General features: G+C 36.7%; 14 protein-coding genes. 4 read left to right on the top strand and 10 right to left on the bottom strand.

Annotation, left to right across the window (positions count from 1 at the left end):
- Positions 1–16 precede the first annotated feature (16 nt).
- The 6 genes from rimP to pdhA form a co-directional block, all read right to left on the bottom strand.
- A complete protein-coding gene (gene rimP / locus HF964_RS00070) occupies positions 17–493 on the bottom strand; it encodes a ribosome maturation factor RimP (RefSeq protein ID WP_168721017.1) in 477 nt (158 codons plus the stop codon).
- Between the two features lie 168 nt (positions 494–661).
- Entirely contained in the window at positions 662–2,026 is a 1,365-nt protein-coding gene (locus HF964_RS00065; protein WP_168721016.1) for an amino acid permease, read from the bottom strand.
- Positions 2,027–2,433: 407 nt separating this feature from the next.
- A complete protein-coding gene (gene lpdA / locus HF964_RS00060) occupies positions 2,434–3,846 on the bottom strand; it encodes a dihydrolipoyl dehydrogenase (protein WP_168721015.1) in 1,413 nt (470 codons plus the stop codon).
- A 4-nt stretch (positions 3,847–3,850) separates the two neighbouring features.
- On the bottom strand, positions 3,851–5,140 hold the full coding sequence (locus tag HF964_RS00055; protein WP_168721014.1) for a 2-oxo acid dehydrogenase subunit E2: 1,290 nt from the start codon (positions 5,138–5,140) through the stop codon (positions 3,851–3,853).
- A gap of 12 nt (positions 5,141–5,152) precedes the next feature.
- The gene (locus HF964_RS00050) at positions 5,153–6,133 is read right to left on the bottom strand and encodes an alpha-ketoacid dehydrogenase subunit beta (RefSeq protein ID WP_168721013.1); all 981 of its coding nucleotides are present in this window, start codon (positions 6,131–6,133) and stop codon (positions 5,153–5,155) included.
- Positions 6,134–6,135: 2 nt separating this feature from the next.
- On the bottom strand, positions 6,136–7,248 hold the full coding sequence (gene pdhA / locus HF964_RS00045) for a pyruvate dehydrogenase (acetyl-transferring) E1 component subunit alpha (RefSeq protein ID WP_168721012.1): 1,113 nt from the start codon (positions 7,246–7,248) through the stop codon (positions 6,136–6,138).
- Between the two features lie 211 nt (positions 7,249–7,459).
- Between pdhA and def the strand changes: the two genes are divergently transcribed.
- Positions 7,460–8,020 carry a peptide deformylase gene (def, locus tag HF964_RS00040; protein WP_168721011.1) on the top strand — a complete coding sequence of 187 codons (561 nt, stop codon included), beginning with the start codon at positions 7,460–7,462 and terminating at the stop codon, positions 8,018–8,020.
- A 171-nt stretch (positions 8,021–8,191) separates the two neighbouring features.
- Here the strand turns inward: def and plsY are convergent, their stop codons facing one another.
- The 3 genes from plsY to xerC form a co-directional block, all read right to left on the bottom strand.
- Positions 8,192–8,803, bottom strand: coding sequence for a glycerol-3-phosphate 1-O-acyltransferase PlsY (plsY, locus tag HF964_RS00035; RefSeq protein ID WP_168721010.1), 612 nt, complete (start codon positions 8,801–8,803; stop codon positions 8,192–8,194).
- Positions 8,804–8,884: 81 nt separating this feature from the next.
- Positions 8,885–9,766, bottom strand: coding sequence for an aldose 1-epimerase family protein (locus tag HF964_RS00030; protein WP_168721559.1), 882 nt, complete (start codon positions 9,764–9,766; stop codon positions 8,885–8,887).
- A gap of 93 nt (positions 9,767–9,859) precedes the next feature.
- Positions 9,860–10,768, bottom strand: coding sequence for a tyrosine recombinase XerC (xerC, locus tag HF964_RS00025; protein WP_168721009.1), 909 nt, complete (start codon positions 10,766–10,768; stop codon positions 9,860–9,862).
- 152 nt (positions 10,769–10,920) lie between these two features.
- Between xerC and HF964_RS00020 the strand changes: the two genes are divergently transcribed.
- The 3 genes from HF964_RS00020 (at position 10,921) to HF964_RS00010 (ending at position 13,494) form a co-directional block, all read left to right on the top strand.
- Positions 10,921–12,132, top strand: a complete 1,212-nt coding sequence (locus tag HF964_RS00020; RefSeq protein WP_168721008.1) for an aminotransferase-like domain-containing protein — start codon at positions 10,921–10,923, stop codon at positions 12,130–12,132.
- A 182-nt stretch (positions 12,133–12,314) separates the two neighbouring features.
- A complete protein-coding gene (locus tag HF964_RS00015; RefSeq protein WP_168721007.1) occupies positions 12,315–12,656 on the top strand; it encodes a type II toxin-antitoxin system antitoxin in 342 nt (113 codons plus the stop codon).
- A 16-nt stretch (positions 12,657–12,672) separates the two neighbouring features.
- The gene (locus tag HF964_RS00010; protein WP_168721006.1) at positions 12,673–13,494 is read left to right on the top strand and encodes an SPFH domain-containing protein; all 822 of its coding nucleotides are present in this window, start codon (positions 12,673–12,675) and stop codon (positions 13,492–13,494) included.
- A gap of 127 nt (positions 13,495–13,621) precedes the next feature.
- Here HF964_RS00010 and HF964_RS00005 read toward each other — a convergent pair whose 3' ends face one another.
- Positions 13,622–15,607, bottom strand: a complete 1,986-nt coding sequence (locus HF964_RS00005; protein ID WP_168721005.1) for a hypothetical protein — start codon at positions 15,605–15,607, stop codon at positions 13,622–13,624.
- Between the last annotated feature and the right edge of the window lie 210 nt (positions 15,608–15,817).

Genomic DNA, 15,817 nt, shown 5'->3' with positions numbered 1-15,817 from the left:
CTTCCGTTTTTCTACATTAAAATTTAATTGCTAAACGCGCTTTTGCAATCATGTCACGTGGAATCTCGACACTCTTTTGACGCGTTTTATCAAGATAGTTCAAAGTTAAAGTCTCTTCAGTAACCGATACTAAATCACCTTCATAATCTTTAACGCCATCTAATTTTTGATAGAGTGAAACGTGCACATATTGACCTTGGGCCCATTCGAGATCTTCAGGGGTCTTTAATGGCCGTTCAGCTCCGGGTGATGAGATTTCAAGCATGTATGCTTGTGGAATTGGATCAGGATCAACCACATCCAACATTTCGCTAATCTCATTAGTTGCTAGTACAATGTCATCCATCGTAATTCCGCCAGGCTTGTCAATGAAAATCCGTAAAAACATATCACGGCCTTCCTTTACAAACTCAACATCCCACAAAGAAAAACCCTTTGCAGTAATAATTGGGGTTACCAATTCGGTGATTTTTTCGACAACGTCATTAGCCACGAACTATCCCTCCTTCAATGCTTTGGATTACTATCAAATTTATTTAAAAAAATGAGCGGGCAAAATTTAATTTGCCCACTCAATTAAGAGTTATATTTGAACAACCTTTATATTAGCATCAATTTTGCTAAATTACAAGAATAATCAACTAAGTACTTATTTCGCTTGTCAGTTGTGTTTACTTTTTTGTAAAGGTGCTTTATTAGTCAATGCATAGATTATTAATAAGCACACAACGAAAATTCCCGTTCCAATAACAGAAATTCGTGTATCAGGTTGGAATAGTAATACTATTAACACACTAATGAAAAAGATAATTGTCAAATAATTTAATATTGGATATCCTGGCATCTGATATGTTGCTAATTGTTTAGTAACATGCCGATATTTTAAATGTGTTACTAATAAAATCAACCAAACGAAAATAAAGCTGATTGTCGCCACTCCTGAAATAATCACAAAAATCTGACTTGGTACAAAGTAATTCATCAAGACAATTGTTAATAAGAACAACGCAGATGTAATTAGGGCATTAACAGGAACATGCCGTTTACTTAATTTAGCAAACCATTTAGGAGCATGTCCATTTTGGGCCATGACATAAATTGTCCGACTAGTACTAAAGATAGCACTATTAGCGGCTGACATTGCTGATGTTAAGACTACAAAGTTCACAATTCCCGCGGCTGCTTTAATCCCAATGCCAGCAAAGACTTCTACAAATGGGCTTTGTGCCCCACTTAATGAATTCCAAGGATAAATAGACATAATAACTAACACAGCCCCAACGTAAAACAAACCAATTCGGACAGGCACCGCATTAATTGCTTTTGGTAAATCAACTTCTGGATGTTCGGTCTCCCCTGCTGTCAAACCAACCATTTCAATTCCGGTAAAGGCAAAGATTACTAGTGGAAAAGCTAGTAAAAAACCACTTAAACCGGTGGCAAAAAAACCGCCGTGTTGATATAAATTAGCAAATGATGCAACATTATCACCTGCTTGAAAACCTGTAAAAATCATAATTGCCCCAACAATTATTAAAGCTAAAATCGCAATCACTTTAATCCCTGCAAATACCGATTCTATCTCACCAAACCAACCAACATTCATTAAATTAATTGCTAATAAGGCAATAATAACAATCAATGGTGTAACCCATTGTGGCAAACTTGGAAACCAATATCGTAAATAGATACCGCTAGCTGTTAAATCAGCCATTGCCAGACTAGTCCAACATAACCAATACGCCCAGCCAGTTACAAATTCCCATCGTGGACCTAAATAAATACGTACAAAGTCAATAAATGAGCGAATTTTAACATTTGATAAAAGTAACTCTCCAATGGCTCGCATCATTAGGTAGCAAAAAAAGCCTGTAATAATATACGCTAAAATAATTGCTGGGCCAGCTTCTTTAATAGCCGTCCCGGAACCTAGGAAAAGTCCAGTTCCAATCGCTCCCCCAATGGCAATCATTTGAATATGCCGAGGAGTTAGTGCACGTGCAAGTTCATTTTTTTCTTGTTGCATAATTATACCTCACTTGCATGAGGACAAAAAAAGTCCCCATGCCAAATTAAATTTGACATAGGGACGTTAAATTAACGCGGTTCCACCCTAATTCTCAGCATGCTGAGCAACTTAATTACGTGTTAAGTCATTCTCTCCAAAAGCTCCCAATAAAAATCCATTAATACTTACTTTTCACTATCGTAAGCTCACTGTGATTAATCTTAATTATTATTGCTCTTTCTTCATCGATAAGTAACTAGATGTTTATTATATTAGAACCTTGATTTTGAATTGTCAACTGTTAATTAAATTAATATGAACTTTAATTAACAAATTAAAAAAATAGTTCGCTTTTTAATAGATAAACAAATAAAAAAGCTCATAAAAAATAATTTTACGAGTTTTTTATTAACTATTATTAATAATTACATATGCGTTGGGAAGCCAATTGCAGTATCAGCAACTTCACCAATAACTTCTGCTAAAGTTGGATGAGCATGAATCGTCAAAGCAACATCTTCAATATTCATTGCACTATTGACAGCTAATGTTAATTCAGCGATTAAATCCGATGCCCCTGGGCCAACAATTTGGCCACCTAGAACAGTCCCTTGATCATCAGTTACAACGCGTACAAATCCTTCCGGTTGCCCTAAAGTCATTGCCCGACCATTACCAGCAAATGGGAACTTATAACCTTTAGCCTTTAACCCTTTGACCTTAGCCTCAGCGACCGTTAAACCCACTGTGGCCAATTCTGGATCAGTAAAACATACAGCTGGAATACCAAGATAGTCAACGGCTGCCGCTGTATCGCCACTAATCGCTGCTGCTGCAACCTTTGCTTCAAAGAATGCTTTGTGAGCCAATGCAGGTCCTGGAACAATATCACCAATTGCATAGATATTTGCAACGGCTGTCCGGCCTTGATTATCGACTTCAATTAAGCCTTTATCACCAACTTTAACGCCCGTATATTCTAAGCCCATATCATCAGTATTTGGCCGTCGACCAACTGTAACTAAGCAATAATCAGCATTGATTGTAACTTCTTTCCCATCAACTTCATAAGTCACAGCAACATGATCATCAGTTTGAACGGCATTTTTAGCAAGGGCTTTAGTATGAATATCAATTCCCTTAGCTACTAATTCCTTCTTGACAACATCAACCATATCTTTTTCAAAATTAGGCAAAATTGCCGGTGATCCTTCTAGAATAGTTACATGCGCACCGAGATTAGCATAAGCACCGGCCAATTCAGCTCCAATATAGCCACCCCCGATAACAACCAATTCCTTAGGTACTTCAGTTAAAGCTAGTGCTCCGGTTGAATCAAGGACACGACCGGTAAACTTAAAGTTTGGAATTTCAATTGGCCGTGATCCAGTTGCTAAAATCAAATTCTCAAATTTATAGGTTTGAGCAGCTGTTTCACTAGTTTCACTTAGGACTCGAAGGGTATGATCATCGTGTAGGTACACCTCACCACGAACGATTTCAACCTTGTGTTTCTTTAAGAGCATTTCAACGCCACCAGTTAAACGATTAATAACCTCATTTTGTTTCCAAGCTTGTGTTTTAGCAAAATCTAACGTTGCCTCCCCCAAGGCCACCCCAAACATTTCACTTTGCGCAAGCTGGTAACGATGACCTGCACTAATTAAGGCTTTTGAAGGAATGCATCCCACATTCAAGCAAACGCCCCCAATGTTTTCACGTTCTACAATCATAACTTTTTGACCAAGTTCAGCGGCCCGAATCGCAGCAACATACCCTCCAGGGCCTGCACCGACAATAATCGTTTGCCGTTCTTCTGCAAAATCTCCTACGACCATCCTACTAACCCTCCATCAATAACAATTCTGGATCATGCAATAAACGTTTAAATAAATTCATTGCCCGTTGTGCTGTCCCACCATCGATTAATCGATGATCAAAACTAATTGAAAGTTTTAACATTTGTCCAACCGCAAGTTCACCATTTTCATCAACAATAGGTGCTTTAACAATCTTACCTACCCCAATAATTGCAACTTCAGGATAGTTAATAACTGGGGTAAACCAGCCCCCACCAATCGAACCAATATTACTAATTGTAACTGAGCCATCACGCATATCAGCTGCACCTAACTTACCAGTTTGTGCTTTAACGGTATTTTCTGATATTTCACTAGCAATTTCAAAGAGATTCTTTCGGTCTGCATCTTTAATATTTGGGACGTATAAGCCGTGATCAGTATCAGTAGCAATTCCTATATTATAGTAGTGTTTTGTAACAATTTCTTCAGTTGCATCATCAATTGAGGAATTAAACACTGGGTATACCTTTAATACTGCCGTTAACGCCTTGACAATATATGGCAAGAATGTCAACTTAATATCTTTTTCTGCGGCCAACACCTTATACTTTTTACGATTAGCCATTAAAGCACTTACTTCAACTTCATCAAATAAGGTTACATGTGGTGCTGTATGTTTAGAAGTAACCATGGCCTTGGCAATTGCCTTACGGGTCATTGACATTTTTTCGCGTGTTTCAAGAACACTTTCGCTAGTTACAGTAGTTGACTTAGCGACTGCTTTAGGTGCTTGTTCAATTGAAGTAGGAGTAGTTTGTGTCACGGTCGTAGCTTGTGCTCCCCCTTGTACAAAGGTCTCAACATCACTCTTTAAAATTTGACCATGTTTACCAGTTGCTGATACTAATGAAATATCAACGCCTTGTTGGCGTGCAAATTGGCGTACTGAAGGCATCGCCAAAATAATTTCACCTGGCTTAGCAACTCGCGTATTGCTTGTTGAAGCCGCAGGTGTATCTGGAACAGATTGTGTTGCTGTCACTGTTTTAGAATTTGAAACTGGGGTTGTAACAGGAGTAGACTCAGTAGCTGAGCCATCGTCAATTACAACAATAACATCCCCCACGGTAGCAGTTTCACCTTCTTTGATCTTAATTTCTTTAATCGTGCCACTAACTGGTGAAGGTAACTCCTCGACTGATTTATCATTTTGAATCTCAACTAAACCATCGTCTTCTTCAATATGATCGCCAACTTGCACAAGCCAAGATGCGATTTCACCTTCATGTAAACCTTCACCAAGTTCTGGCAATTTAAATTCAAACGCCATTACGATAGCCTCCTAATTAAATTCTAAAATTTCGCGTGCTTTTGCTTCGATATCATCAGCATTTGGTAGCCAATCATCTTCAGCTAAACCAAATGGATAAATTGTATCTGGGGCTGAAATTCGGCCAATTGGTGCATCTAAAGCCAAAATAGCACGTTCTGAAATTTCAGATACAACTTTTGAAGCCACCCCAGCAAGCCGTTGTGCTTCTTGAACAACAAGTACTCGGTGTGTCTTTTCAGCTGACTTCACAATTGTTTCAAAATCAATTGGCGCTAATGATCGTAAATCAACTACTTCAACTGATTTGCCTTCTTTTTCAAGTTTTTCAGCTACTTTCAAACTTTCATTAACTTCAGCGGAGTAGGCAATGATTGTTAAATCGGAGCCTTCCCGAACCACATTTGCTTTGTCCAAAGGTACTTCATATTCTCCCTCTGGCACGTCAGCTTTCATTGAACGATACAATTTCAAATTCTCTAAGAAAATAACCGGATCATTATTTTTAATTGATGAAATTAAAAGTCCTTTTGCATCATAAGGATTTGATGGAGTTACCACTCGTAAACCAGGTACCGAGGCTACCATTGCTTCTAATGAATCAGCGTGCATTTCCGGTGTATGTGTCCCCCCACCAAAAGGTGAACGAATTGTAACCGGCACATTTACTGTACCATTAGTACGATAACGTGTCCGTGACAATTGGCCGGCAATTTGGTCCATCGCTTCAAAAACGAAACCGAAAAATTGAATTTCAGGAATTGGCCGAAATCCTTGTAATGCTAAACCTGTTGATAAGCCAATAATGCCTGATTCGGCAAGCGGAGTATCAAAAACACGATCTTCACCAAATTCAGCTTGTAAACCATCAGTAGCTCGGAAAACCCCACCATTTTTACCTACATCTTCACCAAAAATCAATGTTTTATCATCACTTTTCAATTGAGTACGTAATGCATCTGTAATTGCTTGAATATAACTCATTGTAGCCATAATTACTTAGCCTCCTTTGCCTTAAACGCCTTGATTTGTTCCGCAACTTCTGGTGTTGGTACTTCAAAAACATTTTCCAAAAATTCTGAAATCTTTTGTTTAGGAGCTTCATCCGCTTTTTTAATTGCAGCTTTAATCTCATCTTTAACTTCATCAACATACGATGCTTCAATTTCTTCAGACCAAAGTCCTTTATCAGTTAAAATCTTTCGGTAACGAATCAATGGATCATTGTCAAACCATGGTTGCTCTTCTTCTGGTGACCGATAACGCTTAGGATCATCACCAGCATTAGTATGAGGTCCAAACCGGAATGTTAAAGTTTCAATCAATACCGGGCCATTTCCAGCAGCTGCATATTCACGGGCTGCTTTAGCAGTTTCATATACTGCTAGAAAATCCATCCCATCAACTTGAACATACGGAATCCCCGCGGCCATACCCTTTTGTGCTAATGTAACAGCGGCTGTTTGAACGTGACGTGGTACCGAGATAGCATAACCATTGTTTTGAATAAAGAAAACTGCTGGTACTTGGAAGGCACCTGCAAAGTTAATACCTTCATAAAAATCCCCCTGTGAAGTACCACCATCACCTGTATACGTAAAGGCTACCGTATCTTTAGTTTTATTTTTCTTGAGTCCTAAAGCAACCCCCGCAGTTTCAATGTATTGAGCCCCAATAATGATTTGTGGTGCTAATGCTTGCACATTTTCATCAGTATAATCATTCCCCAACACGTGTCCACGTGACCATAAAAAGGCCTTCCAAATTGGTAATCCATGTTGAATTAATTGTGGAATATCACGATAAGCAGGTAACATAAAATCAGTTGATTTAAAGGCTAGTTGTGATCCCATCCCACTAGCTTCTTGACCTTCAGTTGGTGCATAAAATCCAAGGCGTCCTTGACGCGTCAAAGCATTTGAACGTTGGTGTAGTGTCCGTTCCCATACCATTAATTTCATGAATTTCACTAAGTCTTCATCACTGTATTTATCAAAAACTGCTTGATTAACAATTTCCCCCTTGCCATTAACAACTTGTAGTGGCTCAACTTTTTCTTGTAATTCATTCTTTTTTGCAACAAAATCCACAAACTTCACTTCACTCATAGTAAAAGTCCTTTCTTTTGTAAAACTAATACATAACTTTGGTAAATATGCCAAATTAATGTAAGCGGTTTCATCTACACCACCATAATAGAATAATGTCCATCAAAAAGCAAGTGGTAATAGTAATCTATGTATAACTTTTTCACACCTTGCATCAGTTGATTTTTAAGGGTAAAATTAATTATTATTTATAATTTTTTGGAGGCTTCATATGTATTTAATGAATGATATCACTCGCGATGGTAATCCTGTATTACGTCAAGAGGCTGCCGATGTTGAATTTCCATTGTCTGCTGAAGATCAAAAGCTTGCTGCTGATATGATGGAATACTTGGTTATCAGCCAAGATGAAAAAGAAAATGAAAAATACAAGCTTCGTCCTGGTGTTGGTCTTGCTGCTCCACAAGTTGGCGTTTCAAAGCGAATGGCTGCAATTTTAGTTCCTGGTGAATATGAAGATGATGAGCCTATCTTTAAGGGTGTTATTTCAAATCCGGTTATTATCTCACATTCCGTCCAAGATGGCGCTCTTGATGTGGGGGAAGGTTGTCTTTCAGTTGATGAAGATGTCCCTGGTTTTGTTCCTCGTCATGACCGTATTACTGTTCGTTACCAAAACCTTGATGGTGAAACCGTTAAAATCCGACTTAAAGATTATCCAGCAATCGTATTCCAACATGAAATTGATCACTTACATGGTATTTTATACTATGATCACATTAATGCAACTAGTCCTTGGAGTGAAAACCCAGATACTAAGTACATCAAATAAAGCTATGCCGTAATAGCTTCAAAAAGCAGATAAATTTATCGAACACTTGAAATGGAAGTGTTGCAAAAATCCCAGGAAAAATAACTTTTCCTGGGATTTTTGTGTATATTTTAAATGAATCGAACTTTTGCGATATTTTTTATTAGGCTACAACTACTATTGTAAACTAGCTTATTTACGTTTAGTTAGCCAATAATATAAACCAAAATGCATTAAGCTTTCATTACCCTGTAAAACCCGCTTAAGATTCGCTCGATGACGATAAGTAACAAAAATAGTTAAGACACCGGCAATAATTGTCAAAACCCAATCATGAAACATGGCTGCCGTAGCCGTTACCATAATAAAGCCCATAATTGAGCCTACACTCATCATGCTAAACAAAAATAACATCACAACTAGTGTAATTACTGCCACGGCGAAGAAAAATGGGTTATAAGCAATCAAGACACCAGCTGATGTTGCAACTGCCTTGCCACCTTTAAATTTTAGCCAGATACTAAAAGTGTGGCCAATAATCGCAAAAAAACCTGTGATAAAAGGATTTATATGATGCATGCCTAATAATGTAGGTAATGCACCGGCCAAGGTTCCTTTAAATAAATCAAGTAATAAAACGGCTACTCCGGCAACCGGTCCAAGTACACGTAATGTATTTGTTGTTCCAATATTCCCCGATCCTTCAGTCCGAATATCACGGCCATAAAAGACTTTGCCAATCCAATAACCAAATGGCAATGAGCCAATAAAGTAACTTATAATACATAAAATTACTAATTCCAAAGTAACATACCAACTTTCAAAAAATTAACTGCATTAGTATAGCACATTAACATCTTTTAAGGTGGTTATTTTTTAAATTTTTTAAAAGAATGTCAAACTCCAATTAGCTGAGTAATCTTGTTGGCCATCTAATTTGTTAATTGCAAATTTATGCTTAATATCACCATCTGCATCCAAAGTATCTGCCAAGCCCCACCATGGTTCAAGACAAACAAAAGGTGCATCCTTCCCATAAGGTGACCAAATACCAACATATTTGGCATCTGCTAAATGCATTGTTACCCCATGAGATGCATCTAAGCGTGCAAGAATCAATGACGTTGGCTGTTGTTCTAATGACAAGATAATCGCATCTTCTTTATAGTCGTCATAGCGTAAACGTAAAGGAATACGTGGATTAAAGGTCCCCATATGATCAGGATCCGAATATGGTCCCACTAATTTAATACGATCGTACTCTTTAACTGGATCAACGTTAACATAATAATCGGTGAACTTATGGCCCTGTTCCATTGGCACATTAAAGGCAGGATGACCACCAACTTGGAAGTAAATTGGAGTTTCACCAGGATTATGTACAAAATACTCAATTTTTACAGTATCTTTAGTTGTTAAAGTATACTTAATCTGAAAATGAAAACTAAACGGATAAAGATTTTTAGTCAATGGTGAATCGCGAAGTTCAAAAACTGCATGAGTTGTACTTTGTTCAATGACAATAAAGTTTAAATCACGCGCAAATCCATGTTGACTCAAATAGTAAGTATTGCCAGCAAATTCATATTGATTATTTTTTAGCCGCCCAACAATTGGGAAAAGTACTGGCGCATGCCGATTCCAATATTTTGGATCAGCTTGCCATATATACTCTAAATCACTATCCTTTCGGCGAACACTTTGCAATTCAGCACCGTGTTCGTGAATTTCAACAATCAGATTGTCATTTTCAATACGTACTGTCATCATTCATCCCTACTCTCATTAGTTTAATTAATAGTATTTAGTTTATCACAAATTCAAATTAATAGCCGTTTGATTTCGAAATATTTAGCGCTTTCATTCATGACTTGCACGTGGAAAGTACTTACGATAATCAGCTTGCAATTGTTCTCGGCTAATATGCGTATAGATTTGCGTCGTACTTAAATTAGCGTGTCCTAACAATTCTTGAACACTTCGCAAATCAGCACCATTATTTAATAAATCTGTCGCATAAGTATGACGAAACATATGCGGATGCATTTCATTCCCCAATCCGGTTGCTTTCATCACTTGCTTAAGAATATATTCAATCCCTCCACTTGAGATGGGGCCCCCTAAACGGTTAATAAATACAACATTATGGTCGGTATGATATTGCTGTATTAATTTTTGTCGTAAACCATTGATATAATTTAGTAAGGCTTTTTTGGCATATGACCCTAGTGGTACGAAACGTTCTTTACCTCCTTTACCAAATACATGAATTGTCTCACGATCAAAGTCAATTTGGTTTAATGTTAAATTAGCCACTTCAGATACCCGCATACCAGTTCCATACAATAATTCTAATAATGCCACATTCCGTTCTTTTAAGGGTGTTTTTTGCGCATTAACAGTTGCAAATAATGTTGCTAATTCTGGTTCTCGAAAATAATGTGGTAAATGCTGCGGATGTTGTTTAACTTGAACATCTGCAAATGGATTTTGATTTGCAAAGTGATTATTGATTAGAAATTGGTAAAAAGAACGTAGCGAACTTAATTTACGATTAATAGTTGTTGCAGCTAATTTTTGATCATACAACTGACTAAGCCATGCTCGAATAAGATTTGCATCAACATCAGTCCAGTTAAAATCGCCAAGCTCACTTTGACAAAATTGCGCAAATAATTTTAAATCTTGTTGATAAGCTTTAAGTGTTTCTGGTGAAAATTGGCGTTCAATCGCTAAATATTGTAAAAATAACTTTAATTCTTTTAACATAATCCCTCCAAATTGTTGATTCAATAAAAATTAGTTGTAATTTTTTTAGATGATAAGCTACAATTATAATATAATATTTCTAATCGTTTTTTAATTTTAAAAACTATACTTGTTATTTAAGTTTTAAAATATCAATGTTAACGAGGTCTTTTATGAAAAATCAAAATTTCGCTAAGCGTGTCATTAACTACGACAGTTCTGTCTTGGCAGAATTATTTATTGAAAGTTCAAATCCTATCAACACATCATTTGCTGGTGGTTATCCTGATCAACAATTATTCCCCAGTGCCGAGATTACTACAGCTTTTCAGCAGGCCCTTACAACTAATACACCCGGAATTTTCCAATATACTGATGCCAAAGGGCCTGTTGCCCTACGAACTATTTTAGCACAACGTCATTTACAACGAACTGGTGTCGCTGTTACTGCAGATGATTTACTAATTACTCAAGGTGGCCAACAGGCAATTGACTTAATCACACGACTATTCATCAATCCTGGCGATGGTTTAGCCATTGAAGGTCCGACATATGTGGGAGCTATTTCGGCTTTTGAAAGTTATGCCCCAACGTATTATGAAATTCCTATGGAAGCTGATGGCCTTAATGTTGACCAATTAGAAGCCGATTTAAAAGCTCACCGAGGAGCTAATCGAATTAAACTCCTCTATACAATTCCTGATTTTCAAAATCCAACTGGAATTACTTTAAGTACTGCCAAGCGTCAACGACTAGCACATTTAGCAGCCGAATATGATTTCTATATTTTAGAAGATTCACCTTACCGTGATTTAAGGTATCGTGGTACCGAATTACCAACCATTCAAAGCTTCGATCATCATCATCGGGTATTGTATGTTTCTAGTTTTTCTAAAATTTTATCACCAGGTTTACGTGTTGGGTATTTAGTTGCCGAGCATGATATGTTAGTTGAACTAGCTGGCCTAAAATCAGCCAATGACGTCCAATCACCAAACATGACAATGTTAGCTTTAGCAGAATATTTAACTACCAATAACCTTGACCAGCATATTGCTAAAATGAAGCCGATTTATGCTGAAAAATGTCATGTTATGGTCAATGCACTACGTAAATATATGCCCGCTGAAATCACCTTTACCGAGCCTGAAGGTGGCTTCTTTCTTTGGCTAACTGGTCCAAAAAAACTTGATTTAAATAAATTTATGCATGATATCTTACTACCAAAAGCCCACATTGTTTTTGTACCTAGCCAACCACAATATGCTAGCTCAGATATTCGTAATTGTGCACGCTTAAATTATTCAAACGTTCCCCTTGAAAAAATTGAGCCAGGCATTAAACAATTAGCCACTTATTTCAAAGCGTATCTTGCTAATAATTAATTAAAAAACACACTTTCATAGCGTTAAAGTAAACGAGCAGCCTGCCACATATCCTTTTAAAAATTAATCAACCATTAGATTTTATATTAAACCAACTTTTTACTTTACTTTAAAGAAATACTAAGATAATCTTAAACATATGATATCACTTTGATATCATACGTTACCGAAAGGACTACGCCATGGCGAAAAAACAATTTCTTTTGCGTATTGACTACGATTTATATACACAAATTGAAGCCTACGCTAAGCGACAACATTTAAGTGTCAACAGTAGTATCACTACTTTACTCTCGCAATCAATTGAACGCGAAGGCTCACTTGAACAACGACGCTTTGTCGGTTTAACTGTTGATGGTAGTCAAATTACACCGGAACATAACCTAATTGAGGTCAAAGGAATTTATTATCGCTTTGTGATTATTAATAATTCTATTCCTGATTTAAATCATCAATACCTGATTAGTAATGTTCAAGACAACGTTTTAATTCTCACTGATTTATCACTTAGTAACGCACTATAGAATAGGAGAAAGTATTATGCCTTTTGGAATCAAGATTATTTCACAAAACAGTCAAGGACTAGTCGAAACATTAGGAAAATATCGTACTAGCGTTAACCCTGGATTACACTTTTATATTCCTTTCATTCAAAAAATTCGACAAGTTAGCTTAGCAATGCGCCCGGTACGATTACCTGATTATTCTGTAATTACTAAAGATAATGCTGAAATTTCAGCTAGTGTAACCCTTAATTATCACGTAACGGATGCAGTTAAATTCCAATATGAAAATACTGATTCTGTTGAATCAATGGCACAACTTGTTCGTGGTCATTTGCGAGATATTATTGGTCGTATGGATTTAAATGACGCATTAGGTTCAACTGCCCAAATTAACCGTGAATTAAGTCAAGCAATTGGTGATTTAACCAGCATTTACGGAATTAATGTTGATCGCTTAAATATTGACGAACTAAAACCTTCGCCATCAATCCAAGCTGCTATGGATACCCAACTTGAGGCTGATCGTAAACGAGTAGCAACAATTTCTCAAGCACAAGGAAATGCTAAATCAATCGAACTATCAACGAAAGCTCAAAATGAAGCTATGGTTAATACGGCCAAGGCTGAAGCAGAATCAATTCGGATTAAAGCTCAAGCTGAAGCAAATCGTATTGCCACCGTCGCAGCAGCTTTAGAAAAAGTTGATGCTAATTTCTTCCAAAACCAATCCATTCAAGCATTCCAAGAATTGGCCAATTCTAATGCCAACTTGGTTGTTGCTCCAACTGATGATGCGGCTAAATTTGGCCAATTAGCACCAATGGCCAAAATTTTTAAGCAAGTAACTGATAAATAAGCTTTGTAAATTTCCACTAACACAAGTACCAAAAAGGTACATAACTTTATAAATGACAAAAAAGCCTGAATTTATAAAACTTCAGGCTTTTTTGTCATTTTATTCATTATCCAAGTGTCTTTTATTTCTATTTAATTATTGTTACACTTCGAGTTCCAGTTGCAACCATGTGACCATCTGCTGCAATTGCATAGTACTTAACTTGGTATTGTCCTGGTGCAGCATAATTTCCTTGTCCAAAATCAATATTAGCCCAATCAGAATAAACATTTACCGTCCCATAATCAGTTATTGCTTGATGATGATTATCAACTAAACCAACACCATAAAACGGATCAAAAGATGCATCACCATTATCTCCACTTTTCAAAATTGCTTGATAATCACTACCCGAAATTGTAGTTGGCGTTAAACCAACAAATTGATAATTGCCTTGTGGATTAAGTACATTCCGATTATCAGGTGCATTCAACTTCATTGTTTGTGTAAAAGTGGTTAGTGCTCGGCCAGTATACATTCCAGTGGCTGCAAATTTAACCCGATAAGAACCAGGCAATGCATAATCTACGGCTTTATCAAATAACCCATATGCTTGTTGGCCTAGCATAATTTGATAATTAACTCGATAAGCTTGTGGATCAACAATTGCATTATTATTATCATACAACACGGGATTAGTAGCTAATTGTGCATATGGTAACGTCGAATACATATGAGGATCGCGGTTAATTGCTATTGTTGGAATTAGTCCAAAATGATACATTGGATTATTAAAATTATTTTGGCCATCGGCAGTTAAGTTGATAACACGAGTCATTGTTGTCGTTATTGCATTGTTTCCTGAACCACCATTAATAGTATACGTCAAAGTATACTGACCTGGTGTCATTACCTTTAACGCATTCGTTAAATTCGTAATTAAATTATATTCTTGTCCTTTAATCTTAGTCGTTACATTAATATGCCAATTTATATTTCCCACTTGAACTTGACCATTGCGACCATATAGGTTTGGTAATGTAAATATAGTAGGATTATTTTTAAACGTCAAGACAGACATTGTTACTGGTGCTGGTTGTTGTATCATATACGGACCCATACTTGGTACTAAATTATTTATTGTCTTAGTTAACCAAATATAAGCGTTCGTTACATCAGCCACAGGTGCTTGGCGGTTAGTATACGCTTGTATTACCATTGGTAATTGACTAGCAAGGGCATTAACACTTGCTTGTGTATACCACGTTCCAAATTTATCACTTGCTTTAGCTTTCCAAGTTCCTGGAAATTTAACAACTTGCTCAGCTTGTTGTAATAAACTTGTTAGTTCAGCTCGTGTTCGAGGTTGCCGCGTCATTTGTTGAATGGCTTGTTGTAAATTTCTTGTTGCTTGAATAACTGGCCACATTTGTACATCATTATCTGCATTAATACGGATTGCTTCATTCAGGGCTGGCACTAATTTGGCGACTGAGTCACTAGTATAAAATGCCAGAGTGAATTCTTTTGCAGCATTAATAGTTGCTTGTAAATCTGTTTTATTCGCTGGTAGCCATACAATTGCTTGCATCGCATTATTAAGATCAGCAATCGTCTTTTGGTATTGACTTGTAGTCGCCGGCCAAAAATATAGAATTGCCTGTGCATCATTGATTGCTTTTTGCAAACGAGCATATGAGGTTGCAGTATAATATTTTGCTGTATACGTTCGTGCTCGACCTAAAGTATTTTGTAAGTTAGCTTTAACTGCTGGTGCAATTGGTGCTACTGGTAGCCGTTGAATTTGATTCATAGCTGCATTTAAAGTAGCTAATGCTGTATTTAATTGCGTTGTTGTACTCCTGGAATTACTATTTATTTGCTGTGCTTGCATCAAAGCATTTTGTAGGCGATTAAATGAGGCTGCAGTATAATACTTGCGTGTATATTGTTTACCTGTATTAATAGCATTTTGTAACGTTTGATGCATATTCACCGTAGCAGCTTGAACTGTCGCTTTATGGGTGGTCTCATCATGATTGGCAAAATTAGTTACACCAAGTGTTACCATGGTACTAACCGAAAGCATTAAACCATGATTAGCTATTTTAGCTAAGGGGATGGTTCTTTTCATTTGAATGATACTCCATTTACTTTAATATATTTTTTTACATTATTGAATCAATTAAATATTATCATAAAAAAAGGTACTATAATAGATGGTCGCTGCTATCTAAAAAATCCTAAATAGGACCCCTAAAGATTTTCTTTAGGGGTCCTATTTAGGATTTCGAACATATCAAATTTTTAGAGTAAATTATCATAGTACATGACTTATGATCCA

It is taken from the genome of Periweissella fabalis, from assembly GCF_012396505.1.
GTDB classification, from domain to species: Bacteria; Bacillota; Bacilli; order Lactobacillales; family Lactobacillaceae; genus Periweissella; species Periweissella fabalis.
This window is presented reverse-complemented; position numbering and strand designations above follow the sequence as displayed.